Source organism: Mediterranea sp. ET5, from assembly GCF_023337025.1.
GTDB lineage: Bacteria > Bacteroidota > Bacteroidia > Bacteroidales > Bacteroidaceae > Phocaeicola_A.
Genome location: NZ_JAMBLN010000003.1, coordinates 26,266 through 49,983 on the forward strand (window position 1 = coordinate 26,266; position 23,718 = coordinate 49,983).

Sequence of the window (23,718 nt, forward strand, 5' to 3'; positions counted from 1 at the left end):
CCCCTTGCCTGCTCCTTTCGGATGACAGACAAGGGGATTCGGGGGTTATCACAATAAGTCTAACTGTCAGTTGCGGAACACCAGACCGTCGTTGGCGGCATCCACCACGATGGGTTTGCTACGGTCAACCTCCTGTGCCAGGAGTTTCTTGGAGAGGTCGTTCAACAAGTAACGTTGGATGGCACGTTTCACAGGACGGGCACCGAACTCGGGGTCGTATCCGGCACTTGCCAGGAAGCGGATGGCAGCATCGTTCATCTGCAAGGTCACTCCGTTCTCTGCCAGCATCTTCTGGATGCCCTTGATTTGCAAGGCTACAATCTGCTCGATCTGTGCCTTGTTCAGCGGCAGGAACATGATGGTCTCGTCGATACGGTTCAGGAACTCGGGACGGATGGTCTTCTTCAGCATACTCATCACTTCGTTCTTGGTCTCCTCCACGAGCTGTTCGCGATTGGCATCGGTCATCTTCTCAAACTGGCTCTGGATGTAGGCACTACCAAGGTTCGACGTCATGATGATGATGGTGTTCTTGAAGTTCACCGTACGTCCCTTGTTGTCGGTCAAACGTCCGTCATCCAACACCTGCAGGAGGATGTTGAACACATCGGGATGTGCCTTCTCTATCTCGTCGAAGAGGACCACCGAGTAAGGCTTACGCCGCACAGCCTCGGTGAGCTGTCCGCCTTCATCATAACCGACGTATCCGGGAGGCGCTCCTATCAGTCGGGAAACGGAATGCTTCTCCTGATACTCACTCATGTCGATACGGGTCATCATCGAGTCGTCGTCGAAAAGGTATTCAGCCAACGCCTTCGCCAGCTCGGTCTTACCGACACCCGTCGTACCCAGGAAGATAAACGAGCCGATGGGTCGTTTCGGGTCTTGCAGTCCGGCACGACTCCGTCGCACGGCATCTGCCACAGCCTGGATGGCCTCGTCCTGACCGACGACACGCTTGTGAAGTTCGTCTTCCAGATGGAGCAACTTCTCGCGTTCACTCTGCAACATCTTGCTCACGGGGATTCCCGTCCAGCGTGATACGACGTCGGCAATATCCTCGGCGGTCACCTCTTCCTTAATCATGGCATTGTCGCCCTGCTTGTGTTTCAGGTCTTCCTGAATGGATTTGATTTCATTCTCCAAAGCCTGCAACTTGCCATAGCGTATCTCTGCCACCTTGCCGTAGTCGCCTTCACGTTCGGCACGGTCAGCCTCGAACTTGAGCTGTTCGATTTCCTTCTTGTTCTGCTGAATCCGGTTCACCAGTTCCTTTTCGCTCTGCCATTTGGCACGGAAAGAAGTATCCTGCTCCTTCAGCTCGGCAATCTGCTTGTTGAGCTGGGCCAGTTTGTCTTCATCCTTTTCCCGCTTGATGGCTTCCCGTTCGATTTCCAGCTGTTTCAACCGACGTTCGATTTCATCCAGCTCTTCCGGCAACGAGTCACGCTCCATCCGGAGTTTGGCGGCAGCCTCATCCATCAGGTCAATCGCCTTGTCAGGCAGGAAACGTTCGGTGATGTAACGGTTGCTCAACTCCACGGCGGCAATGATGGCCTCATCCTTGATACGCACCTGATGGTGGTTCTCATAGCGTTCCTTCAAGCCACGCAGGATGGAAATGGAGCTGGCAATGTCCGGTTCATCGACCATGACGGTCTGGAACCGGCGTTCCAGTGCCTTGTCCTTCTCGAAATACTTCTGGTATTCGTCGAGGGTCGTGGCACCGATGCTGCGCAACTCGCCACGTGCCAATGCCGGCTTCAGGATGTTGGCAGCATCCATGGCGCCTTCGCCTTTTCCGGCACCCACCAATGTGTGGATTTCATCGATGAAGAGGATGATGTTCCCCTCCGACTGCTTCACCTCATTGATAACCGACTTCAGACGTTCCTCAAATTCGCCTTTATATTTGGCACCTGCCACGAGCGCACCCATATCCAGTGAATAGAGCTGCTTGTTCTTCAGGTTCTCGGGGACATCGCCACGGAGGATACGTTGGGCAAGTCCCTCCACGATGGCGGTCTTACCGGTACCCGGTTCACCTATCAGAATCGGGTTGTTCTTCGTACGACGGCTCAGGATTTGCAGTACCCGACGGATTTCCTCGTCACGGCCAATCACCGGGTCAAGCTTCCCGGTACGGGCAGCCTCAATCAGGTTGATGGCATACTTGTTCAGCGACTGGTAGGTGTCTTCACTTGACTGCGAAGTCACTTTCTGTCCCTGACGCAGTTCGTTGATGGCGGCACGCAACTCCTTTTCAGTCACTCCGGCATCTTTCAGGATGGTCGACGCCGTACATTTCACCTGAAGGATAGCCAGGATGATGGCTTCCAGTGAAACATACTCATCGCCCAGTTCCTTAGACAGTTCTACAGCTTTCTGCAGGACCTCGTTCGCTTCACGGCTCAGGTAAGGTTCTCCACCTGAAACCTTCGGCAAGGAAGCGATCTGCTTGTCGAGCACCGTCGTTATCTGCCGGTCATTCACGCCGAGTTTCTGGAAGAGAAAGTTCGTCACATTCTCACCGACCTTCAGCACGCCTGCCAGCAAATGCTCAGGCTCGATGGCCTGCTGTCCGAGGCTCTGCACCATGTTGACAGCCTGCTGCACCGCTTCTTGCGATTTGATGGTAAAGTTGTTAAAGTTCATATCTTGTTCTCCTTTCTTTATTTTGCTTTTTCAAAATACGCTAGTCTTACTTCAAACGCCTTGCCAAGTGAAAAATAATGACAAAATGTCGTATTTTCAGCACTTTATACTGCAAGTTTGACACCCCGAAGACGGCATCTCAAAAGATTTCGGTACTGAAAACTTGTCTGAAAAGCCCGAATTTCCTACCTTTATTCCATAATTTAAGGTTATGAAGAAAGAAGATTTGAAAACTGACGAAATTGTCATTCTGATTGACGCCAGCTACCTGGAGAAAATAGGACACACCATGAGGGACTTCTTCAGTCACATCGTCAAGCGGAAACTGCCCAAGGCAGACCTGCCTGCCCTGATTGAAGGTCTTGCCCTGGATGCCGGCATCCGTCCCGGCGACAACCACATCCAAGTGATATTCATCCACCCGAACCTCCTGCAGAAGCTTACCTTCTGTGAACCCTCGGACCTCAACGAGGAGCTGCACAGCGTGGCTTTCCGCAGCAACCTGGGCGAATTTTCATTCAGCTCTTTTTCAACGGAAGCCCTGACGAGCAGTGATTCCATGGTCGCCGACTTTGCGCAGGCTCTCTCCGTGTCGCAGGGCACACGCCAGGTTATCCTGGTGGGAGACATGGCGTTATATGGCGACGAGACCGTGAAAGCCCTGCAGGAAGCCAAGGACCGTGAAGTCTGCCATTTCTCCATCGACCCGAACGAGGCTGCCCGTTTCCCCTTCCGGCATTGCAACCTGGGATACTCCCTGCTGCATGCCCTGGGTGTACGTCCCGAAGAGTTGGAATAACATACATGCCATGTCGGACTTCCGCCTGAAAGTATTCTGTTGTGTAGCTCGCAACCTGAGTTATACGAAGGCCGCGCAGGAACTGTTCATCAGCCAGCCTGCCGTGACGAAGCATGTCAAGGAACTGGAAAACCACTATCAAACCCGTCTCTTCGAGCGTCTGGGCAGCCGCATCGAACTGACCCATGCCGGACGTCTGCTGCTGGACCATTGCGAAGCCATTCTCGAAGCTTATAACCGGCTGGAATTTGAAATGAATCTGCTGAGAAACGAATACAGCGGAGAGCTACGCCTGGGAGCAAGCACGACCATCGCCCAATACGTCTTGCCTCCCCTCCTCGCGCAATTCATTGAAAAATTTCCACACATCACCGTTTCCATGTTCAACGGGAACTCGCGCGAAGTGGAAGTTGCCTTGCAGGAACACCGCATTGACCTTGCCTTGCTCGAAGGTTCCTCCCGGCTGCCAAGCCTGAAGTATGCCCACTTCCTCGACGACGAACTGGTGATGGTGATGCGCACCAAAAGTCGGCTGGCTGTCGCCGAGGAAATCAGCCTCGACGAACTGCAACGGCTGCCACTCGTACTACGCGAAATCGGCTCGGGAACACTCGACGTGATAGAAAAAGCCCTTGCAGCCCACAACATCCGCCTTTCCGCCCTCAACGTCCTGCTCTACCTGGGCGGCACGGAAAGCATCAAGCATTTTCTGGAATGTACCGACTGTCTGGGCATCGTCTCCATCCGCTCCATCTCCAACGAACTGGCGACAGGGAAACTCCGTGTCATCGAAATCAAGGACCTCACCATGAACCGCGAATTCTGCTTCGCACGCCTGCAGGGGCAAGACGGGGGACTCCCGTCCATCTTCATGAACTTTGCGCTGCACGAACGGAAGAACCTGTGAGTGACAAAATGTCAAACGAATCGCTCCACAGTCCCATTCTTCGCACCAAAAGACGAGTTGGTGAGCAGAACGGGCATTCTGGAGCGATTCGCAAAATACAGATAGATACCCTATCTGCATGAATTCTCTCTCTTTGATACCTTTTTATCCCCATTGAAGACATACGGCCAGAAATAGTAGCGGATTGCACATTCTTTTATTACCATCCGATTTATTGACACGCAGGTCCTTCCAGAGAGTGAAACCCGGTGTTTTTGCGTTTCATTTTCCAAAGATTTGACTTCCGGGCGCGAAACAATCGTGTTTGGGGCATGAAACTATATTGTTTGACGCGGCAAACTATATTGTTTGGCTCGCGAAACAATATTGTTCCGGGCACGTTTTGTCTGTTTTTCGAAAACGAAATGTATAGTTTTCTAAAATCAAAGGCTTTTTCCGGACGTTTCGTTTGCAATCATTCACGTTTCTTCTCTAGTTCATCGTATTTTTGAAAAGTACGAGTTAGCAGAAAAGGGCGTTTCGATGCATTCCGTCAGGCAAACAGAGGATTCTGCTTTCACCCTGCCTCTCCGGGAAGCAGACCGAAACAAGGAAGGCAGACATCCTCATTCCCGTCCGTCGGTCAACCCAAAGTCTCAAAAGCCTGACGAAGGTCTTCCAGCAGGTCGTCGATGTGTTCGGTGCCGATGGAGAGACGGATGGTCCCGGGGTGAATGCCTTGTGCGGCACACTCGTCGGGTGACAGTTGTGAATGGGTGGTGCTGGCAGGATGGATGACCAGCGACTTCACGTCCGCCACATTCGCCAACAGGGAAAAGAGTTGCAAATGGTCGATAAAGCGGTGTGCCTCGGTCTCTCCCCCGTCGATGTCGAAGGTGAAGATGGAACCTGCCCCGTGTGGGAAATACCTCTCGTATAAGGCGTGGTCGGGATGGTCGGGAAGCGACGGATGGTTCACCCGTCTCACACGCGGATGGGACGACAGGAAGCGCACGACACGGAGCGCGTTCTCCACGTGACGTTCCACACGCAGCGAGAGAGTCTCCAGTCCCTGCAACAACAGAAATGCATTGAAGGGACTGATGCAGGCGCCGGTGTCACGCAACAGGACGGCACGGATGCGGGTGACATAGGCTGCCGCGCCTGCCACATCGGCAAAACATACACCGTGATAGCTGGGGTCGGGTCCCGTCAGTTGGGGGAAACGTCCGGATGCCACCCAGTCAAAACGTCCGCCGTCGATTATGACTCCGCCGAGCGAAGTGCCATGACCGCCGATGAACTTGGTTGCCGAGTGTACCACAATGTCCGCCCCATGCTCCAACGGACGTATCAGGTAAGGGGTACCAAAGGTGTTGTCGACCACGAGGGGGATACCGTGCCGGTGAGCAACTTCCGCCACAGCCTCCAGGTCAATCAGGTTGGAATTCGGATTGCCCAGGCTCTCCACAAAGAGGGCTTTAGTCCCGGGACGGATGGCTGCCTCAAAGTTGGCTGCGGAAGAAGGGTCGACAAAGGTTGTCGTCACGCCATACGTCGGGAAGGTGTGTGCCAGCAGGTTGTACGTTCCTCCGTAGATGGTCTGCGCCGCCACCAGATGATCGCCGGCAGACGTCAGCCCCTGCAGGGCGTATGTGATGGCGGCCGCACCGGACGAGACAGCCAACGCTGCTACTCCTCCTTCCAGGGCTGCCATCCGCTGTTCGAACACATCCTGGGTGGAGTTGGTCAACCGTCCGTAGATGTTGCCGGCATCCTGCAACCCGAAGCGAGCTGCCGCATGGGCGGAATCACGGAATACATACGAGGTGGTCTGATAGATGGGGACGGCCCGTGCGCCGGTTGCCGGGTCGGGCTGCTCCTGCCCCACATGAAGTTGCAAAGTCTCAAAATGCCAATTCTTTCTTTCCATCGTTCATTCTCCTTTCATTACGTTTTCAGATTAACCGACGAAGGGGGCATGCGACCAACAGGACCGCCCCTCTGTCTTCTGTCTGCAAAGTTAGAGCAGGAAGAAATATCTCACAAGAAACCGGGAATCTATGGAAAACAATCCTATATTTGCAGGAAGAAACAGAACGTCTGTTCTATTTCGAAACAAAATACACTCCCCAAACAGAATAATATTCTCTCTCATGGATACACTTGACCAGACCGACCTCGCCATCCTGCGTGCCTTGCAGGAGAATGCCCGGCTCACCATCAAGGAGCTGGCAGCCTGCGTGCATCTCTCTTCGACTCCAGTCTTTGAACGCCTCAAACGGCTGGAGAGCAACGGCTACATCAGAAAATACATCGCGGTGCTCGATGCTGACAAGCTCCACCGGGGCTTCGTGGTGTTCTGCCGCGTGAAGCTCCGCCGGCTCAACAAGGAGATAGCCGACGAATTCACGCGCATCATCCGCGACATCCCGCAAGTGACGGAATGCTACAACATCTCGGGCAGCTATGACTACCTGCTCAAGATTCATGCACCGGACATGAAATACTATCAGGAGTTCATTCTCAATGTGCTGGGGACCATCGACAGCCTGGGCTCGCTGGAGAGCACGTTTGTGATGGACGAGATAAAGCACGACTACGGCATCCACATCTGAGCGCATTCCGCCCGGACGTGGATGTCGTGTGGATGGCAATCAGGGAGCTTTCACGTCAGTCCTTCTTCGTCTTGGGACGTGTCGTCTTCAGCTTTTTCTTGCCCAACTTACGGGCTTTCTCCCAAGCAGCCTTCCGTGCTTCGTATTGTTCGTATTGACGTTCAATATAATTATCAGCCATAATCCATGTGAATTTATAAAGAGGCGTGTCAGACATTCATTAAGGATACAGCCGACGTACCTTCGGCAGGTTGGCTACCAGCTTCTCTACATGCCCTCCTTCCAGGGCATAGCCGACAACCACTTCGTCCGCCAGCTCAATCATCAACTCATTCCTGTCTTGCGCCGATGAACGGGTCACACGATGGATGTTCGCGTCGCAATGTGTCACCACGAGCAAGCGCTGTTCCTGCAACGCCTGTTCCACCTCTGCCGACCATTGCAAAGGCAAGGCTTCCGCCAGGACCAGCACAGTCGGAATCCGTCGTTCCAGCAGGCGGGACAACATCCATTGTTCCAACGGCAACAGGTTGCCGCATATCACACAACCGTCATTCTCTGACAAGGCTCCCAGCCATTCGCCAATCCGCCTTTCCCCCTCACCCGGCACTTGCCGCGAGCAGAGGAAAGCCGTCTTGCGAGCAGCCAGCAACCTCCAATTTCCCATCTGATGAATAATTCTCATACTCAAGCTTGTTTTTTGATTCACATGTAAAAGTATGGATTTTGTTTGGAATATCCCCTATCTCATCCAAAGTCTTTGTCCTTTCCTCTCCCTTTTCATGCCAGTATACCGGAAGCAGCCATACGTACACAAAAAAGGCGCGGATGACACAGCTGTTCTGATTCATCTGCATCATCCGCGCCGGCTTGTTCCGGTGTTTCACCGACGGACGTCAGCGCACTTCAATCACACGATTGACTTTGGCTTTCTCTTCCGGCGTACGTTTCAGCAACTCGATGGTCAACACACCGTCAGCCACGTTGGCACTGATTCTGTCTTTCTCCACATCATCGGGGAGTACCAGTGCCTGCTGGAACTTCGTGTAAGAGAACTCGCGACGTAAGTATTTCTTATTCTTTTCATCGCCCTCCTTGGTTTCGTTCTTCTTCTCCATGGTGATGACCAGTTCATTGTCCTCACTCAAATGGATGTTGAAGTCTTCCTTGGTCATGCCCGGGGCTGCGACTTCCACTTTGTATTCCTTATCATTTTCGATGACATTGATAGCAGGGGCAGTCGCATTGGTTCTGACCATCCAGTCGTTATCAAAGAAATCATTGAAAATACTCGGTAACCAGTTCTGATTGTTGTACTTTCTACTCGGCATCATAGTTGTAATCTCCTATATTTTAATTGTTATTTTATAGTTTGTTTCACTGAACCCCTCCGCCTTCCGGCCTCGCGGTTCACTTAGGAAATTGCAAACTATGTGCCTGTAGGAAATCTTGTCAGTCACCCGCCCCGGCTTTTAATTCTTTGGAAAATTATTTAAACAAACAGCGTTCCGCTTTAACTGAATGCAAACATTATTTACCATCAAAGGCTGACAAGATGGCGGAAAGGCTGACGAAGTCGACGGAGAATGCCTCCTGTTCAAACATAGGGGCACAAAAAAGGATGCATCTCTGCGATACATCCTTCTTATATACTTGCAGTATATATGTTCAAACCTGTCTATCAAGCGTTCTTGGCCTTTTCAACAACAGCCTTGAATGCTTCGGGATGATTCATGGCAAGGTCAGCCAAAACCTTACGGTTGATTTCAATACCGGCTTTGTGCAGACCACCCATCAACTTCGAATAAGACATACCTTCCAGACGGGCAGCAGCGTTGATACGCTGAATCCACAATGCACGGAAGTTACGTTTCTTGTTCTTACGGTCACGATAAGCATAGGTCAAACCCTTTTCCCAAGTATTCTTGGCAACGGTCCAAACGTTCTTTCTTGCACCAAAGTAACCTCTGGTAAGACCTAAAATTTTCTTTCTTTTTGCTCTTGAAGCAACGTGATTTACTGATCTTGGCATAGTTTTAATCGTTTTTGAATGTTAGCGTCGCGTCCCTGTCTCAGGATTGGCGAACTTCAAGCTAAAGCATTCGGTTAATAAAATAGTGTTTGCTTGTCGAAGAAATTACTTCATTGCTAAAAGTGACTTCACGGAATCCAAGTTGGCCTTGTCAACCAAACCTGCGTGAACCAAGTTTCTCTTCTGCTTTTTAGTCTTCTTCGTCAGAATGTGACTGTGATAAGCATGTTTTCTTTTGATCTTTCCTGATCCGGTAAGAGTGAATCTTTTTTTAGAACCGGAGTTAGTCTTAATCTTTGGCATCTTACTAAATTTTAAATTATTAATTGATTCGCGGCAACGCACTATACCTCGGCGTTACACGCTTCTTTCGTTTTTTATTTCTCAGCAGCCTCTTCTGCCTTGGGAGCCTGTTTCGGTTGCTGTGCCGGGGCAGCGGCAGCCTTTTTCGGAGAAGCAGGCTTTTTAGGAGCCAGTGAGATGGTCATCCGCTTGCCTTCCAGCAACGGCATCTGCTCCACCTTGGCATATTCTTCCAGGTCATTGGCAAAACGCAGGAGCAACACTTCACCTTGTTCCTTGAACAGAATGGAACGTCCCTTGAAGAACACGTAAGCCTTCACCTTGTCACCATCCTGCAGGAAGCCGATGGCATGTTTCAGCTTGAAGTTGTAGTCGTGGTCATCGGTCTGAGGTCCGAAACGGATTTCCTTCACGTTGACCTTCACCTGCTTGGCTTTTTGTTCCTTCTGACGTTTCTTTAACTGATAAAGAAATTTGGAATAATCGATCAGACGGCAAACAGGCGGAACAGCATTGGGTGAGATTTCGACCAGGTCACATTCATGCTCCTCAGCCATTCGCAAAGCTTGTGCTATAGGATACACTGCTGACTCTACATTATCGCCCACGATGCGGACTTCTTTGGCACGAATCTGTTCATTGATTCGATGTTGCCCTTTCAAATTGTCATTCTTCATTCAAAAAATTGTCTTTCTACCTGTTTGTTTTGTTGGTTAATGATTATTCAAATTCAGCCGTTTGCCCAAGCCTCCCTACAGGGGACTTCTGACAAACGGCTGCAAATTTAGTACTTATTTATCATATTCTGAACTTCTTCGTTCAAAATTTTAGCGAAATCTTCGTATTTCATCGTTCCCTTGTCACCTTCGCCTTGTTTGCGGACGGAAACTTCGCCATTCTCCATTTCCTTCTCGCCCACAATCAACATGTAAGGGATACGTTTCATCTCATTGTCACGGATCTTACGGCCAATCTTTTCATTGCGGTCATCCACCAGGGCGCGTACCTCGTGAGCTTTCAAGTATGCCTTCACCTGCTCGGCGTATTCATTGTATTTCTCCGAAATAGGCAGGATGGCTACCTGGTCAGGAGTCAGCCACAAGGGGAATTTTCCAGCCGTATGCTCAATCAGCACTGCCACAAAGCGTTCCATGGAGCCGAAGGGAGCACGGTGGATCATCACCGGACGGTGCTTCTGGTTGTCAGAGCCCATGTATTCCAACTGGAAGCGTTCGGGCAAGTTGTAGTCCACCTGGATGGTACCCAACTGCCAACGGCGACCAATGGCATCCTTCACCATGAAGTCGAGCTTAGGACCGTAGAAAGCGGCTTCTCCATATTCAACCTTGGCGGGCAATCCTTTCTCGCGACAGGCTTCCACAATGGCTTGTTCTGCCTTTTCCCAGTTCTCATCGCTACCAATATATTTATCACGATTTACTTTGTCACGCAAGGAGATTTGTGCTTCAAAGTTCTCAAAATTCATGGATTTAAATACGATGGAAATGATGTCCATCACACGCAGGAACTCTTCCTTCACCTGATCGGGACGGCAGAAGATGTGTGCATCATCCTGCGTAAAGCTGCGGACGCGGGTCAGTCCGTGAAGCTCACCACTCTGCTCGTAACGGCAAACGGTTCCGAACTCAGCAATACGCAAAGGCAGGTCCTTGTACGAACGGGGTGAATTCTTATAAATCATGCAGTGATGCGGACAGTTCATCGGCTTCAGGAAATATTCTTCCCCTTCTTCCGGCGTATGAATCGGCTGGAACGCATCCTTTCCATACTTGGCATAGTGTCCCGAAGTCACATACAGGAGTTTGTTACCGATAGGCGGACACATCACTTCCTGATAGTCATAGCGTGACTGGATACGGCGCAGGAATTCCTGCAGACGCAGACGCAGTGCCGTACCTTTCGGCAACCACATCGGAAGTCCCTTACCAACCGTGTCGGAGAACATGAACAAATCCATCTCCTTACCGATTTTACGGTGGTCGCGCTTCTTGGCCTCTTCCAGCATGACGAGGTATTCATCGAGCATCTTCTTCTTCGGGAACGTGATGCCGTAAATACGGGTCAACTGCTTGCGGTCTTCATGACCACGCCAATAGGCACCGGCAACAGACAGCAACTTGATAGCCTTGATGGGAGCTGTGGACATCAAGTGAGGACCCCGGCAAAGGTCGGTGAATGCACCTTGGGTATAAGTCGTGATATGACCATCTTCCAGCTCGGAAATCAACTCACATTTGTAGGTCTCGCCTCTTTCACCAAACATCTTCAAGGCATCGGCCTTGGCAATGTCCCGACGGACCAATGTCTCCTTCTTGGCTGCCAGTTCCGCCATCTTCGCTTCAATGGCAGGAAGGTCAGACTCCTTGATGACGGCTTCGCCCGGATCTACATCATAGTAGAAACCATTCTCAATTGCCGGTCCGATACCGAATTGGATGCCCGGATAGAGTTCCTGCAACGCTTCGGCAAGCAAGTGGGCGCTTGTATGCCAGAAAGCATGCTTACCTTCCTCATCGTCCCATTTGTAGAGCACGATAGAAGCATCGTGCTGAATCGGACGAGACAGGTCGTAAGTTTCGCCATTCACTCCGCAAGCCAACACATCCTGTGCCAACCGCGCACTTATACTTTCTGCTATTTGCAGGCCGGTTACCCCTTCGTTATACTCACGAACGGAACCATCAGGAAAAGTTATTTTTATCATAGTTCCATGAATTATTTCTGATTTACGATGCGCAAAATTAACAATTTCTTTGCGACACAGTCTTCTTTTTCTTAAAAATGTTATTACTCGTGTACCGTAAAACGCTTGATTACATTGTAGGCGGAGAAAAGTCCCAGCTCACCGGCCTTGCTCAGGTCGGCGATGCCTTGCTGGTTATTGCCTAAATATATATAGGTAAGACCCCGGTTATAGTAGGCATCCGCAAAATCGGCATCCAGCTCCAGCACCTTATTATAATCAACAATCGCTGCATGATAATCTCCCAGCATGGCAAACAGGTTGGCACGGTTGTAATAGGCGTATGCGAAATCGGGTGCCAGCTTAATGACCTGATCGAGGTCATTCTTCACCAACTCATAGTCTGCATTCTTCACTACTACCGGAGCGCCTGAGGGGAGTACGTTGCCGGCATTCTTGTCCATCTGTGACTCAGCCTTCTGATATTCCAGCTGCTTGTAACGGGCAAGGGCACGGTCAAAATAGGCAGGCATGAACGAATCGTCGGCTACGATGGCTGCCGTATAATCGGAAATGGCATTCTCGAAATCCTGCACCAGATAGAAGTCCAGTCCCCGCAAGAAACGTAACTTCGCATCCGTCTTGTTATCGGACGCCGTACTTGCCGTGTGGTCATCAATCCACTTGAAGTGCTCATTAACCTGTTGCTCGGTCAACGGAGCCTCATTGTTCGTAATCAGGAGCGGTTTGGCAAACAAGGTGTCACGGTTCAACTCGTCAATATACCTGTAGTAATGGATAGTACGGCGTACATTGCCGGGCTTCTCATAGTAAGTCAGCGCATACATGGGCTGATAAGCGATACGTACATTCTTGTCCTGCACACGTCCGCGGTACTCGTTCTTGTAATGCGGCGCATCTTCGTCGCTGTCTGCCACCACAATCTTGCCGTAGTTCTCCATGTTCCGATCTGACTTCTTGCGGGTTTTATGATCGGCGGCAGTCTGCTGCTTCACTCCGTTGTAACGGTCCAGCTGATTACGCAACAGGACCAGTTCGTCGGCCTCCGCCCCTCTCCTGTCACCAATCTTGCGTCGTGCCGCAGCCCGGTAATAATAGCCGGTCAGGAAGTTCGGATACTCATCAATAACCGTCGAATAATCCTTGATGGCTCCTCTCAAGTCTCCGGTCTTGTCAAGCAACAGACCCCGGTTGAATATCGCCATCATGTTGTCCGGCTCCTGCTCGATGACAAAGTTAAAGTCTTCAATGGCACGGTTATCGTCGCCGACGTATGCCCGCAACAGACCACGGTTGTAGTGTCCGATAAAGTTGTTCGGGTCAATCTGGAGTGCCACATCATAGTCGTCCATGGCTCCCCGGAGGTTGTTCTGGTGGTAACGTGCCAGAGCACGGTTGATGTAGTTATCGGCATTCTTCACTGCTAGGTGAATCGCCTGGTCCAGGTCGCCTTCCGCTTCCTTGTATTTTGCCTGTTGCAAGCGGAGTACGGCACGGGCTGTCCACACAGTGGAATTGTACGCATCCACTTCAATCGCCTTGTCGATGTCTTTCTCTGCAGACAGTGTATCCTTCTGACGCATAGCGACGTCTGCCCGCATCAGGAAAGCGTTCGATTCACGGGGAGCCAGGGCTATCAGCCGATCGATATCCTTCTTGGCACCCTCATAATCCTTGTTTTCAATGCGGCAGAGTGCCAGGTTGTTCCACAGTCCGCTGTTCTCCGGATCATATTCCAGAGCCTTCTTGTAGTCCTCAATGGCGCCGTCCACCTTATGCTGACGAATACGGGCATATCCACGTATCTGGTAACATCCGGGGACAAACGGGTTACGCTCGATGGCTTTCGTACAATCGGCTTCCGCACCTTGAAAATCCTCCAGATTGATTTTCGCAATTCCCCGATAGAAGTACGGTTCATACAGATAGGGCTTTGCACTGATCACTTGGTTAAAATACTGGATGGATAACACGTAGTCTTCAAAGAACAACGCATTTCGTGCAATGGCCATCACCCTGTCGGTGTTAATCTGTGCCCCTACCCATCCGGGCAGGCAGCAAAGGAATGCTATCAGAAGTCTACGCATCATCGTTTAATTCTCCGTACGGCAGTTTAGTTGGTTGATTCCGTTATCGAACTGTTTTCACTTTATAGGAGCAGTGCGCCTTGCCTTTCAGCAACGCATTCACCTTTCCTTTGATAAGCTGGCGGCGAAGGGTGGAAATGTGGTCAATGAACACCTTCCCGTCCAAGTGGTCATACTCGTGCTGGACTACGCGTGCCTGGAAGCCGTCAATCCATTCATCGTGCTCCACAAAGTCAGCATCCTGGTAACGCATGTGAACCTTGTTCATCCGCTTTACCGTTTCATGAATACCGGGCAAGCTCAGGCACCCTTCTTCATAGGACTCTTCCTCGCCACCGACTTCCAGTATCTCCGGATTGATAAACGTTTTCCGGAAATCCTTGTACTCGGGCATCTCATCGCTCAGGCAGTCAAGGTCAATGACAAACATACGGATGGGAAGCCCTACCTGCGGAGCAGCCAGACCCACGCCATCGGCCTTCTCCATCGTTTCATACATATTTTCTATCAGTTCTTTCAGATTCGGATATTCAGGAGTAATCTCCTCAGCCACTTTTCTCAAGACAGGCTGTCCCAGTGTGTAAATTGGTAAAATCATCTTGGTATATTACATTCTTTTTGATTCCAGATAAGATTGCAGGATAATGGTAGCACTGATTTCATCGACCAACGCCTTATTCTGACGGTCCTTCTTCTTCAGTCCTCCATCAAGCATCGCCTGATGAGCCAGCACCGACGTGAAGCGCTCATCCACAAACTCCACAGGCATATCGGGCAAAGCCTTGCGCAGACGATTGACAAAGGGAGTAATGTTTTTCATATTTTCCGAAGGCTGATTATTCATCTGTTTGGGCAGACCGACCAGGATGCGTTCCACCGGTTCCCGGCGAACATAATCCATCACGAAATCAAACAATTCGGATGTCGCCACGGTTGTCAGTCCGTTCGCTATAAGCTGCAAGGGGTCGGTCACGGCTATCCCCGTGCGTTTTTTTCCATAATCAATTGCTACAATTCTGCTCATAATTGTTGCAAAATTAAGCAATAAAGCCGTAGGTAGCTCCAACAAAAGGCAAAAAAGCTGTAAAATGTGTTTGCAGTTTTCCTTCAGCCGTGTCGCTTCAGACAGCATCCACTACCGTTCAGGAGAGAGGCAGAAAAAAAGAGTTGCCCTTGCACGACACAAAAGCAACTCTTTTCAAACTATGAAAGAAAAATGGTTTCAATTCATCTCAATAGACACGATAGAGCAACCAGGAGCCCTGGAAATCCGAACGGTTGGGATACTTGGCCTTGAAGGCATCCCGAGCCTGAGCAGCTTGTGTCTTGTCGTCAAACGACTCAACCACTACACGATACATGTTGCGTTCTTCATTCTTCACAATGATGGCATTGTAGCCTTCCTTGTCCAACCACTCTTTCAGAGACTCGGCATTGGCTTGTACGCCGAAGCTTCCACACACAACGCTGTAAGTCTTCAGGCCATTACCGCTTACCATCGTCACCTTTTCCTCACGGACGGAGACATTGGTCGGAGTCGTGGTGGTCGTAGTCACCGGTGCACTGACAACGGGAGCTACTTCGACAGGCTCGCTCACTTGCGGTTGGGCAAGTTCTTGCTGCTTTGCTTTCTCGTATGCCTTTTTATAAGCACTTTCGCTCGATTTACAAGAACCGAACATCACGGCCAGGCACAAGCCTGCCCCTAAAATCCAATAACGTTTCATCTTCTTAATCATATATTGTTTGTCTATACTAATATACACTCAGACTTTTATCGAGCAAAAATAACACTATTTCCTAAGAGTCGGTGTATTTTGGACGAAAAAAGTGCCCGATTGCTTCCATCCTTCACTTTTTTCTCTAAAAACCTTGAAAATATGCATACTCTGAACATATTATCGTTATATTTGCCTTTGAACTCAACTTTAAACAACAGAGCTTATGAGAAGTTTAAGTATTTTAGCTGCATTCCTTGGCGGAGCCGTTGTGGGTGCTGCATGCGGTATTTTGTTTGCTCCGGAAAAGGGAGAAGACACTCGTTTGAAAATAAGTGAAGCCCTCCGCAAAAGAGGCATCAAACTCGATCGTAAACAACTCAACGATCTGGTTGACGAAATCGCATCTGAAGTGAAGGGCGATGGAGAATAATCCTACATTCTTCCCCCTGACTTCTTATCATATCAGATTCTGCCCGACATGCTCCGGCTGTCATTGTGGAATCTGATATGATACTTTTAAACCCCAGTATCCCCCCTATTTTAAATCCCTGCGCCTATGTTTGCGAACGATAAGAGCATCGAGAGTCTGGAACAGCTTTTTGTGGAATGCAAGAACTACATCCTGCTCCAAAAGGACTACCTGCGTCTGGAACTTGTGGAGAAACTCACCATCCTGGCTTCCGCCATCATCCTGACAACCATCGCTATCATCCTGGGCATGATGGCACTGTTCTACCTGTCTTTCAGCCTTGCCTACATCATGGCTCCCCACGTGGGCGGACTGACCGTCAGCTTTGCCATTATCACAGCGGCCCTGCTCATCCTGCTGGCGCTCATCTACGGTTTCCGCAAACAACTCATCGTGCGCCCCCTGGTGAAGTTCATCGCAAACCTGTTTATGAACAACGACGACAACAACGAAAACGCCTAAAAATCATCCGCTCATGAATACCGGAATCAGCAAACCCCAGATTACACTCGAAGAAATCACGAGACAAAAGAAAGCCGTACGTCTGCAAATCAGAGAGCAAAGAGATCGCATCCAGCAGACGGCTACCGAACTGTTCTCACCGGTCAAAGCCACGACCAAGGTCGAGATGCTGATGAACTCCGTAAACTCCGGCATCGCTGTGTTCGACGGCGTAATGACCGGCCTGCGCATCATGCGCCGTGTCAGAGGGTTGTTCAGACGTAAGAAGTAGCAAAACACTGCAAGAGATAGACATTCTTGTATGCACGTTCATAGCACAGCCAGTCTCTCAACTCCACCTTCCGTGTAAAGCCACACGACTCGAAAAGCGCCAACGAGGCTTCGTTGTCCACTGCCACATAGGCATAAAGCTGGTTCAGACCGAGTTGGCGGAAGGCATAATGACACATCAGCTCCAAGGCTTCACGCGCATATCCTTTCCTCCTATATTCTTCCAGAATGGCAATGCCTGCTTCCGCACGCCCGTGCAAGGGAGTGAACTCCACCAGATCGACCGTCCCGACGACCCTGTGTCCTTCAACGGTCTGAATCATGAGACGCAACTCACGATCGGCATAAATATCATTCCGACAGTTCTCTATGTACCGGCGCAGCACATAACGCGAGTATGGGACCGTAGCATTGCTGACCGCCCACATCTCGGGCAGATTCTCCATGCGGTACATCACCTCCAGGTCTTCCGGTTCGGGGGCACGCAACACGATTCGTTCCGTGGAAAGCAGTTGTCTTTTCATTATTCCGTAATTTCCAATTCGTTCATCAGCTTCCGTTTACCGGGAACACAAAACAGGGCGGCCAGACATGCCAGCAAGGCACACAATCCGCCGATGTTATTCAGCGTCAGGTAATAGAGCACCAGGTTTCCCCAGGCAATCACCGCCAACATAATCAGCCGTATCAGGTTCCAACGGTGGTAAGCCTTCAAAGCTTCCAGCAAGGGCAAGGCACGCCATGTCAACACTTTCCTGCTGAACAGCCTCAACGCTCCGGGAATGAGAGCCAGTGTCAACAGAATAGAGGCTGTCTCCAAGGCAAACTCCCAACGGTCCTGACCGACCAGTCCTCCCTCCTCCAACCAGCCACATTCAAAAGCAGCCACGAGCAGCAGGGCTATCAGCCAGAACATGCAGTATTCGACCAGGAGTCGGCGTGTCCATTTCTGTATTTCTTCCATAATGTATCTTGATTCGTTATGCAACGTTTTTCAGTTGGTTCCGGTAAACAAAGTCCGGTTCACGATGGAACGCCCCAACGTCACTTCGTCGGTGTATTCCAATTCATCGCCGATGGAGATACCCCGGGCAATGATGCTCAGTTTCACATCAAACCTGGAAAGTTTACGGAAGATGTAAAAATTGGTCGTATCGCCTTCCATCGTGGAGCTGAGTGCCAGGATTACTTCCCTGATGCCGCCAGCCTCCACACGTTTGACGAGGCTGTCAATCTCCAAGTCCGAAGGTCCGATGCCGTCCATCGGGGAAATGACTCCTCCCAAAACATGGTAAAGTCCCTTGAACTGTTGCGTATTCTCCACCGCCATGACATCCTGAATGTTCTCTACGACGCAGATGGTAGATGCATCGCGCTGCGGATTGCCACACAGCCGGCAGACCTCCGTATCGGATATGTTGTGACACACCTTGCAGTATTTCACTTCATGCTTAAGTGTTATCAGGGCGTTGCCGAACGATTCCACCATGGCAGTGTCCTGCCTCAACAGATAGAGCACCAGCCTCATCGCTGTCTTCCGTCCGATGCCCGGCAACTTGGCAAATTCATTGACCGCCTTCTCCAAGAGGGCGGAAGGGTATTGTTGGTTTATCATAAGTCTGAAACAATCATCTCGTTCTTTGGTGCGCAAAGATACGGATTACAGGGGAATTTATTGAGCCAGTAGCCAAGAAATCAAGACAGAAACCTTAGCAACATATCAAGACATCAGACACTCTCTCCAAAATCCGGCTTACAACACACTTCCAGCTTTACAGGTAACGTACGTACTTCTACGACGTTTTTGCACTATCTTTGCAGCCGTCTAACCATAAACCTGTTTGCATGAACGGACTTTATATCCTCCTCATCCTGCTGGCATACTTCGGTCTGCTGCTGCTCGTGGCACGGATGACCTCACGACGGACCGACAATGATACCTTCTTCCGCGGCAATCGGCAATCGCCCTGGCAACTGGTTGCCTTCGGCATGATCGGAGCAAGCCTCTCCGGTGTGACCTTTGTCTCCGTGCCGGGCATGGTCACCCGCATCGACATGACTTACCTGCAAATGTGCATGGGGTTCTTTTTCGGTTACCTGGTCATCGCACACCTGCTGCTGCCTCTCTACTATCGGCTTAACCTGACTTCCATCTACACCTATCTGGGAAAACGGCTCGGACGTCATTCCTACCGCACGGGAGCCTCCTTTTTCCTCCTGTCGAAACTGTTGGGAGCCTCCCTGCGGCTCTACCTCGTATGCCTCATCCTCCAGCATTTCATCTTCGACGCTTACGGCATTCCGTTCGTCGTCACCGCTGCCGGGACGGTCGTGCTCATCTGGCTGTATACCCACCGGTGCGGCATACGCACCATCGTCTGGACTGATACCGTCCAGACCCTCTGCCTGCTCCTGACGCTCATCCTGATGCTCTTCTCCGTAGCTTCACTCTTACAGATGGACCTGGAGGACCTCTGGAGGGCAGTGATCACCGATGAACACAGCCGCATATTCGTGTTCGACGACTGGGTGTCCAAGCAGAACTTCTTCAAGCAGTTCTTCAGCGGGGTATTCGTCACCATTGTCATGACAGGACTGGACCAGGACATGATGCAGAAAAACCTGACGTGCCGCAACCTGAAAGAAGCGCAGAAGAACATGTACTGCTACGGACTTTCGTTCCTTCCGGTGAATTTCCTCTTTCTCTCCCTGGGCATCCTGTTGCTCCTTGCCGCCACACAGCTCCACCTGCCTGTCCCTGCACGGGGCGACGACCTGCTCCCGATGTTTGCTGCCGGGGGCTACCTGGGATACGGGGTACTGGTCTGTTTCACCATAGGCATCCTGGCTGCCGCCTTCTCCAGTGCAGACTCGGCACTGACGGCACTGACCACCAGCGTCTGCATCGACCTGCTCGACATCGAGCGGATGGAAACGGCGAAGGCTGAACGGCGTCGCAAACAAGTGCATTTGCTGCTCTCCATCATCTTTGTGGGTTGCATCCTGGTGTTCAAGGCGGTGGACAGTCCCAGCATCATTGACACGCTCTACACGCTGACTTCCTACACCTACGGTCCGTTGCTTGGACTGTTCGCCTTCGGACTGTTCACCCGACTGCGTCCGCGCGACCGGATGGTCCCTTTCATTGCCATTGCCTCCCCCGTCATTTGCTACTTAACCGACCTCGTTGTATCTTTGTACACGAATTACAGTTTCGGCTATGAGTTACTGATGGTCAACGGGCTGCTGACTTTTGCCGGACTGGCATTGTCGTCTATTTATACTAAAAACACGAACTTATCATGGAAATAACCAGCGCAGAATTCAAAATCAGTAACACCCGGATTGACAAATGTCCGCAGGACGGACTGCCTGAGTATGCGTTCATCGGACGCTCCAATGTGGGAAAATCGAGCCTTATCAATATGCTCACCCGCAAGCCGAAACTTGCCATGACCTCTTCCACTCCGGGCAAGACCCTCCTCATCAACCACTTCCTCATCAACAAGCAGTGGTACCTGGTGGACCTTCCGGGCTACGGATATGCCAAGCGGGGAAAGAAGCAACAGGAAAAGATACAGCAAATCATCGAAGACTATGTCCTGGACCGTGAGGCGCTCACCTGCCTGTTTGTGCTCGTCGACAGCCGCCACGAACCACAGAAGATTGATTTGGAGTTTATCGAATGGCTGGGGGAAAACGGGGTGCCGTTTGCCATCATCTTCACCAAAGCCGACAAGCTGAACATCACCCAGCAACGCGAGAACATCGCCAACTACCTCCACAAGCTGGAGGAGCAATGGGAAGAGCTTCCCCCCTACTTCCTCACGTCCGCCGAGAAGCAGACCGGACGGAACGAAGTGCTCGACTACATCGACAGCATCAACAAAAGCCTGAACGAATAAATCAATGTACAATACGGGAAGGTGCGTCCGCAGAAACAGGCATGAAGCCTCTGCAGACGCACCTTCCCGTGTTCTGTTATCCCTCCAGCTCGCTCAGTTCCAGCCAGCGGAGTGTCTTCTCATCCAACTCCTCATTCAACAGGGGGAGACGCTTTGACTTCTCGGTCAACTCGTCAACGGAAAGTGTTCCGCTGCACAAGTCGGCTTCCAGTTGCGCCTTCTCCGCCTCCAGTGCTTCGATGTCCTTCTCCAGCTGTTCAAACTCCCGGCGTTCCTTGAAACTCATCCGGCGTTTGTCGTTCAGGCGCACACGGGCGGTCTTCTCCGTCTTCTCCTCGGAAGAGGCAGCAGCCTTTTCCCGCTCCTGTTGCTGACGTGCTTCCTTCCAGGCGCGGTAATCGGAGTAGTTGCCGGGGAAGTCGCGGATGTCAGCCTGACCGTTAAAGACCAGCAGGTGGTCGACCACCTTGTCCATGAAGTAGCGGTCGTGACTCACCACAATGACACATCCCTTGAAGTTCTGCAAATATTCTTCGAGCACCTGCAGCGTCACGATGTCGAGGTCGTTGGTAGGCTCGTCGAGCACCAGGAAGTTCGGATTGCGCATCAGTACCGTACACAGGTACAACCGGCGGCGTTCGCCTCCGCTGAGCTTGTAGACATAGCTGTGCTGTGTCTCGGGAGTGAACAGGAAATGTTGCAGGAACTGCGATGCTGTCAGCCGTTTGCCATTGCCCAGCTCGATAACTTCGGCAATGTCCTGCACCACATCGATGACTTTCATCTGCTCGTCGAACTGCAAGCCTTCCTGCGAATAATAGCCGAAGCGCACGGTCTCTCCGATGTCCAGCGTACCACTGTCCGGCTGTTCCAGCCCCATCAGAATCTTGATGAAGGTCGACTTGCCCGTCCCGTTATTGCCCACGATGCCCATCTTCTCATAGCGGGCAAAGATGTAGGAGAAGTCTTCGAGTATCTTGAGGTCGCCGAAGCTCTTGTACAGATGGTCTGCCTCAAAAATCTTCGAGCCGATGTAGGATGCCTTCACATCCAGCTTCACATCCTTTTCCCGGATGCGCTGTTTCGCCACCTTCTCCAGGTCATAGAACGCCTCTTCGCGGTAACGTGCCTTGTGACCGCGTGCCTGCGGCATGCGGCGCATCCATTCCAGTTCCGTCCGGTAAAGGTTGTTCGCACGAGCAATCTCCGCATTGGTGGCATCGATGCGTTCCTGCCGTTTCTCCAGGTAATAGCTGTAGTTTCCCTTGTAGGAATAAATCTGACGGTTGTCTATCTCGATGATTTCCGAGCAGACGCGGTCGAGGAAGTAACGGTCGTGTGTCACCATGAGCAGGCTCAGCGTGCCGCGCTTCAGATACTCCTCCAGCCACTCCGTCATGTCCAGGTCAAGGTGGTTGGTCGGCTCGTCGAGGATGAGCAGGTCCGGCTCATTGATGAGGACGTTCGCCAGTGCCACGCGCTTCAGCTGACCGCCGGAAAGCTGACCGACAGGCTGGTCGAAGCGGTCAATCTTCAGCTGCGACAGAATCTGCTTGGCCTTCCGCTCGTAATCCCAGGCATTGGCATGGTCCATGCGCATCAGCAGGTCGTCCAGTCCGGGATTGCCCGGGGTCTCCATGCAACGTTCGTATTCACGGATGAGGTCTACCGTCTCATTGCCGTGATAGAAGCAGGCCTCCAGCACCGTCAGCTCTTCGGGATAGGCAGGCGACTGTTCCAGGTATCCCACCCGCAGGTCGCGACGGAACACGATGCTGCCCTCGTCATACCCCTCCTTGCCTGCCAGGATATTAAGTAAGGTAGTCTTTCCACTGCCGTTCTTGGCTATCAGACCGATGCGTTCTCCCTCGGCAATGCCGAACGAGATATGCTGGAACAGCAGCAGGTCGCCAAAGCTCTTCGTCAGCCCTTCTACTTGTAAATAAGGATTTGCCATTACAGTCTCCGCTCCACTTCGTTCTTAATCCGTTCAAACTCTTTCTTCACGTCGCACGGCTCTCCCCGGCGCACCTTGTCGGCAAACAGGTTCAGCGGGGCAACCACCAGGTCGGTATCGGCAAAACGCAAGGCAGGGTACTCCTCACTGCCGTCAATCACCGTCACCCAGTCCATGCCGTCCATCTCATTGACCAGGATGGTGCCGAACGTCAGTCCCAATGCCTGCCAGGCTTCCGTCTGACGCGGATTGAGCTTGCCTCCGTCGATGACCTTCTGCATGTGGTCCAGGTCGCGCCCGGTAGCGGTGAAGTCCTTCTTCAGTGCCTTCTTGATGTAGGAGGACGCCCAGTCATACGCCTGGTTGATTTCGTTGATTTCCAACACACGGACGGGGATGTACTCCTTGGGATAGCGCCGGTTGTCGGAACGTATCTCCAGTGACGCGATGATGTCTTCCGCCGGTTCGACGGACGAACCTTTCGCCACGGTGAAGCTACACTCCACCGACACGTTGCCCGCTCCCGTCAGCCAGAAGTGGGTGGTGTAGGCCTCGTTGCCCTCCATGAAGGTCTCGCAGCTGTAGACACACTCCCAGCTCCCCACGGCCTTCAGACGTGCCTGGTCATTCTGACGCAGTTCGTCGGCAACAGACTCCCGGGCATAAGAGGAGGAACGGTCCTTGTAGGCGGATATGCGGAAGTTGCCGTTCCACTTCTCGGGGTCATAGAACAGGAAGCTGCCCTCTTCGTCTTCAAACTCGCTCCACCGTTCCGGATAGTAGAGGGCAAACCATCCGCCGGGAGCAATGTATTTCTTTTTATCCATAG

General features: G+C 51.5%; 25 protein-coding genes and 1 pseudogene. 8 read left to right on the forward strand and 18 right to left on the reverse strand.

Annotated elements, in window-relative coordinates:
- Positions 1-66: 66 nt before the first annotated feature.
- Complete coding sequence (clpB, locus tag M3087_RS02985) at positions 67-2,655, reverse strand: ATP-dependent chaperone ClpB (RefSeq protein ID WP_106484650.1); 2,589 nt, start codon at positions 2,653-2,655, stop codon at positions 67-69.
- Between the two features lie 211 nt (positions 2,656-2,866).
- Between clpB and M3087_RS02990 the strand changes: the two genes are divergently transcribed.
- Together M3087_RS02990 and M3087_RS02995 are read left to right on the forward strand one after the other, a co-directional pair.
- Complete coding sequence (locus M3087_RS02990; RefSeq protein ID WP_022384279.1) at positions 2,867-3,454, forward strand: DUF6621 family protein; 588 nt, start codon at positions 2,867-2,869, stop codon at positions 3,452-3,454.
- Positions 3,455-3,464: 10 nt separating this feature from the next.
- Positions 3,465-4,361, forward strand: a complete 897-nt coding sequence (locus M3087_RS02995) for a LysR substrate-binding domain-containing protein (protein WP_022384278.1) — start codon at positions 3,465-3,467, stop codon at positions 4,359-4,361.
- 622 nt (positions 4,362-4,983) lie between these two features.
- Here the strand turns inward: M3087_RS02995 and M3087_RS03000 are convergent.
- Entirely contained in the window at positions 4,984-6,273 is a 1,290-nt protein-coding gene (locus M3087_RS03000) for an O-acetylhomoserine aminocarboxypropyltransferase/cysteine synthase family protein (protein WP_249093670.1), read from the reverse strand.
- A gap of 223 nt (positions 6,274-6,496) precedes the next feature.
- On the opposite strand from M3087_RS03000, the gene M3087_RS03005 reads away from it, so the two are divergent.
- Entirely contained in the window at positions 6,497-6,958 is a 462-nt protein-coding gene (locus tag M3087_RS03005; RefSeq protein ID WP_022384275.1) for an Lrp/AsnC family transcriptional regulator, read from the forward strand.
- 73 nt (positions 6,959-7,031) lie between these two features.
- Here M3087_RS03005 and M3087_RS03010 read toward each other — a convergent pair.
- The 11 genes and pseudogenes from M3087_RS03010 to M3087_RS03060 form a co-directional block, all read right to left on the reverse strand.
- Positions 7,032-7,139: pseudogene (locus tag M3087_RS03010) on the reverse strand (oxidoreductase); the annotation flags it as partial.
- 39 nt (positions 7,140-7,178) lie between these two features.
- Positions 7,179-7,643, reverse strand: a complete 465-nt coding sequence (locus tag M3087_RS03015) for a hypothetical protein (protein WP_022384273.1) — start codon at positions 7,641-7,643, stop codon at positions 7,179-7,181.
- Between the two features lie 211 nt (positions 7,644-7,854).
- Complete coding sequence (locus M3087_RS03020; protein ID WP_249093672.1) at positions 7,855-8,292, reverse strand: Hsp20/alpha crystallin family protein; 438 nt, start codon at positions 8,290-8,292, stop codon at positions 7,855-7,857.
- Between the two features lie 347 nt (positions 8,293-8,639).
- Complete coding sequence (gene rplT, locus M3087_RS03025) at positions 8,640-8,990, reverse strand: 50S ribosomal protein L20 (protein ID WP_022384271.1); 351 nt, start codon at positions 8,988-8,990, stop codon at positions 8,640-8,642.
- 105 nt (positions 8,991-9,095) lie between these two features.
- Positions 9,096-9,293, reverse strand: a complete 198-nt coding sequence (rpmI, locus tag M3087_RS03030; protein ID WP_022384270.1) for a 50S ribosomal protein L35 — start codon at positions 9,291-9,293, stop codon at positions 9,096-9,098.
- A gap of 74 nt (positions 9,294-9,367) precedes the next feature.
- Positions 9,368-9,970 (reverse strand): translation initiation factor IF-3, encoded by a 603-nt coding sequence (gene infC, locus M3087_RS03035; protein ID WP_106484644.1) that lies wholly within the window; start codon positions 9,968-9,970, stop codon positions 9,368-9,370.
- 107 nt (positions 9,971-10,077) lie between these two features.
- Positions 10,078-12,018, reverse strand: coding sequence for a threonine--tRNA ligase (gene thrS / locus M3087_RS03040; protein WP_106484643.1), 1,941 nt, complete (start codon positions 12,016-12,018; stop codon positions 10,078-10,080).
- Between the two features lie 83 nt (positions 12,019-12,101).
- The gene (locus M3087_RS03045) at positions 12,102-14,108 is read right to left on the reverse strand and encodes a tetratricopeptide repeat protein (RefSeq protein ID WP_249093673.1); all 2,007 of its coding nucleotides are present in this window, start codon (positions 14,106-14,108) and stop codon (positions 12,102-12,104) included.
- Between the two features lie 40 nt (positions 14,109-14,148).
- On the reverse strand, positions 14,149-14,703 hold the full coding sequence (def, locus tag M3087_RS03050) for a peptide deformylase (RefSeq protein ID WP_022384266.1): 555 nt from the start codon (positions 14,701-14,703) through the stop codon (positions 14,149-14,151).
- Between the two features lie 9 nt (positions 14,704-14,712).
- Positions 14,713-15,129, reverse strand: coding sequence for a Holliday junction resolvase RuvX (gene ruvX, locus M3087_RS03055; protein ID WP_022384265.1), 417 nt, complete (start codon positions 15,127-15,129; stop codon positions 14,713-14,715).
- A gap of 208 nt (positions 15,130-15,337) precedes the next feature.
- The gene (locus M3087_RS03060) at positions 15,338-15,832 is read right to left on the reverse strand and encodes an SPOR domain-containing protein (protein WP_022384264.1); all 495 of its coding nucleotides are present in this window, start codon (positions 15,830-15,832) and stop codon (positions 15,338-15,340) included.
- A 217-nt stretch (positions 15,833-16,049) separates the two neighbouring features.
- Here M3087_RS03060 and M3087_RS03065 point away from each other — a divergent pair, with 217 nt between their 5' ends.
- The 3 genes from M3087_RS03065 (at position 16,050) to M3087_RS03075 (ending at position 17,028) form a co-directional block, all read left to right on the forward strand.
- Positions 16,050-16,256 carry a YtxH domain-containing protein gene (locus tag M3087_RS03065; protein WP_022384263.1) on the forward strand — a complete coding sequence of 69 codons (207 nt, stop codon included), beginning with the start codon at positions 16,050-16,052 and terminating at the stop codon, positions 16,254-16,256.
- 126 nt (positions 16,257-16,382) lie between these two features.
- Entirely contained in the window at positions 16,383-16,757 is a 375-nt protein-coding gene (locus M3087_RS03070) for a phage holin family protein (protein WP_022384262.1), read from the forward strand.
- 13 nt (positions 16,758-16,770) lie between these two features.
- Positions 16,771-17,028, forward strand: coding sequence for a hypothetical protein (locus M3087_RS03075; RefSeq protein WP_022384261.1), 258 nt, complete (start codon positions 16,771-16,773; stop codon positions 17,026-17,028).
- On the opposite strand, the gene M3087_RS03080 is transcribed toward M3087_RS03075, so the two are convergent.
- From M3087_RS03080 to recR, 3 genes are read right to left on the reverse strand one after another with little or no spacing between them, the layout of a single operon-like run.
- Positions 17,012-17,551 carry a GNAT family N-acetyltransferase gene (locus M3087_RS03080; RefSeq protein ID WP_106484640.1) on the reverse strand — a complete coding sequence of 180 codons (540 nt, stop codon included), beginning with the start codon at positions 17,549-17,551 and terminating at the stop codon, positions 17,012-17,014. The genes M3087_RS03075 and M3087_RS03080 overlap by 17 nt on opposite strands.
- Entirely contained in the window at positions 17,551-17,991 is a 441-nt protein-coding gene (locus tag M3087_RS03085; protein ID WP_022384259.1) for a hypothetical protein, read from the reverse strand. Before M3087_RS03085 ends, M3087_RS03080 begins: the two co-directional genes overlap by 1 nt.
- 30 nt (positions 17,992-18,021) lie before the next feature.
- The gene (recR, locus tag M3087_RS03090; protein ID WP_106625761.1) at positions 18,022-18,639 is read right to left on the reverse strand and encodes a recombination mediator RecR; all 618 of its coding nucleotides are present in this window, start codon (positions 18,637-18,639) and stop codon (positions 18,022-18,024) included.
- A gap of 233 nt (positions 18,640-18,872) precedes the next feature.
- Between recR and M3087_RS03095 the strand changes: the two genes are divergently transcribed.
- Both M3087_RS03095 and yihA read left to right on the forward strand, forming a co-directional pair.
- Entirely contained in the window at positions 18,873-20,339 is a 1,467-nt protein-coding gene (locus M3087_RS03095) for a sodium:solute symporter (RefSeq protein WP_249093675.1), read from the forward strand.
- Positions 20,330-20,932, forward strand: a complete 603-nt coding sequence (yihA, locus tag M3087_RS03100) for a ribosome biogenesis GTP-binding protein YihA/YsxC (protein WP_022384256.1) — start codon at positions 20,330-20,332, stop codon at positions 20,930-20,932. Before M3087_RS03095 ends, yihA begins: the two co-directional genes overlap by 10 nt.
- Positions 20,933-21,008: 76 nt before the next feature.
- Here yihA and abc-f read toward each other — a convergent pair whose 3' ends face one another.
- Entirely contained in the window at positions 21,009-22,889 is a 1,881-nt protein-coding gene (gene abc-f, locus M3087_RS03105; protein WP_249093700.1) for a ribosomal protection-like ABC-F family protein, read from the reverse strand.
- On the reverse strand, positions 22,889-23,716 hold the full coding sequence (locus M3087_RS03110) for a DUF3805 domain-containing protein (protein WP_249093702.1): 828 nt from the start codon (positions 23,714-23,716) through the stop codon (positions 22,889-22,891). Before M3087_RS03110 ends, abc-f begins: the two co-directional genes overlap by 1 nt.
- Positions 23,717-23,718 lie beyond the last annotated feature (2 nt).

Excerpts from the sequence above, each read along its gene's own strand:
- M3087_RS02995 (WP_022384278.1), top strand. The coding sequence starts at position 3,465 with ATGTCGGACTTCCGCCTGAAAGTATTCTGTTGTGTAGCTCGCAACCTG.
- M3087_RS03075 (WP_022384261.1), top strand. The coding sequence starts at position 16,771 with ATGAATACCGGAATCAGCAAACCCCAGATTACACTCGAAGAAATCACG.
- abc-f (WP_249093700.1), bottom strand. The coding sequence starts at position 22,889 with ATGGCAAATCCTTATTTACAAGTAGAAGGGCTGACGAAGAGCTTTGGC.
- rpmI (WP_022384270.1), bottom strand. The coding sequence starts at position 9,293 with ATGCCAAAGATTAAGACTAACTCCGGTTCTAAAAAAAGATTCACTCTT.
- M3087_RS02990 (WP_022384279.1), top strand. The coding sequence starts at position 2,867 with ATGAAGAAAGAAGATTTGAAAACTGACGAAATTGTCATTCTGATTGAC.
- M3087_RS03065 (WP_022384263.1), top strand. The coding sequence starts at position 16,050 with ATGAGAAGTTTAAGTATTTTAGCTGCATTCCTTGGCGGAGCCGTTGTG.
- M3087_RS03095 (WP_249093675.1), top strand. The coding sequence starts at position 18,873 with ATGAACGGACTTTATATCCTCCTCATCCTGCTGGCATACTTCGGTCTG.
- M3087_RS03060 (WP_022384264.1), bottom strand. The coding sequence starts at position 15,832 with ATGAAACGTTATTGGATTTTAGGGGCAGGCTTGTGCCTGGCCGTGATG.
- M3087_RS03045 (WP_249093673.1), bottom strand. The coding sequence starts at position 14,108 with ATGATGCGTAGACTTCTGATAGCATTCCTTTGCTGCCTGCCCGGATGG.
- thrS (WP_106484643.1), bottom strand. The coding sequence starts at position 12,018 with ATGATAAAAATAACTTTTCCTGATGGTTCCGTTCGTGAGTATAACGAA.
- M3087_RS03070 (WP_022384262.1), top strand. The coding sequence starts at position 16,383 with ATGTTTGCGAACGATAAGAGCATCGAGAGTCTGGAACAGCTTTTTGTG.
- M3087_RS03020 (WP_249093672.1), bottom strand. The coding sequence starts at position 8,292 with ATGATGCCGAGTAGAAAGTACAACAATCAGAACTGGTTACCGAGTATT.
- ruvX (WP_022384265.1), bottom strand. The coding sequence starts at position 15,129 with ATGAGCAGAATTGTAGCAATTGATTATGGAAAAAAACGCACGGGGATA.
- M3087_RS03110 (WP_249093702.1), bottom strand. The coding sequence starts at position 23,716 with ATGGATAAAAAGAAATACATTGCTCCCGGCGGATGGTTTGCCCTCTAC.
- infC (WP_106484644.1), bottom strand. The coding sequence starts at position 9,970 with ATGAAGAATGACAATTTGAAAGGGCAACATCGAATCAATGAACAGATT.
- M3087_RS03085 (WP_022384259.1), bottom strand. The coding sequence starts at position 17,991 with ATGGAAGAAATACAGAAATGGACACGCCGACTCCTGGTCGAATACTGC.
- M3087_RS03015 (WP_022384273.1), bottom strand. The coding sequence starts at position 7,643 with ATGAGAATTATTCATCAGATGGGAAATTGGAGGTTGCTGGCTGCTCGC.
- def (WP_022384266.1), bottom strand. The coding sequence starts at position 14,703 with ATGATTTTACCAATTTACACACTGGGACAGCCTGTCTTGAGAAAAGTG.
- rplT (WP_022384271.1), bottom strand. The coding sequence starts at position 8,990 with ATGCCAAGATCAGTAAATCACGTTGCTTCAAGAGCAAAAAGAAAGAAA.
- M3087_RS03000 (WP_249093670.1), bottom strand. The coding sequence starts at position 6,273 with ATGGAAAGAAAGAATTGGCATTTTGAGACTTTGCAACTTCATGTGGGG.
- clpB (WP_106484650.1), bottom strand. The coding sequence starts at position 2,655 with ATGAACTTTAACAACTTTACCATCAAATCGCAAGAAGCGGTGCAGCAG.
- yihA (WP_022384256.1), top strand. The coding sequence starts at position 20,330 with ATGGAAATAACCAGCGCAGAATTCAAAATCAGTAACACCCGGATTGAC.
- M3087_RS03005 (WP_022384275.1), top strand. The coding sequence starts at position 6,497 with ATGGATACACTTGACCAGACCGACCTCGCCATCCTGCGTGCCTTGCAG.
- M3087_RS03080 (WP_106484640.1), bottom strand. The coding sequence starts at position 17,551 with ATGAAAAGACAACTGCTTTCCACGGAACGAATCGTGTTGCGTGCCCCC.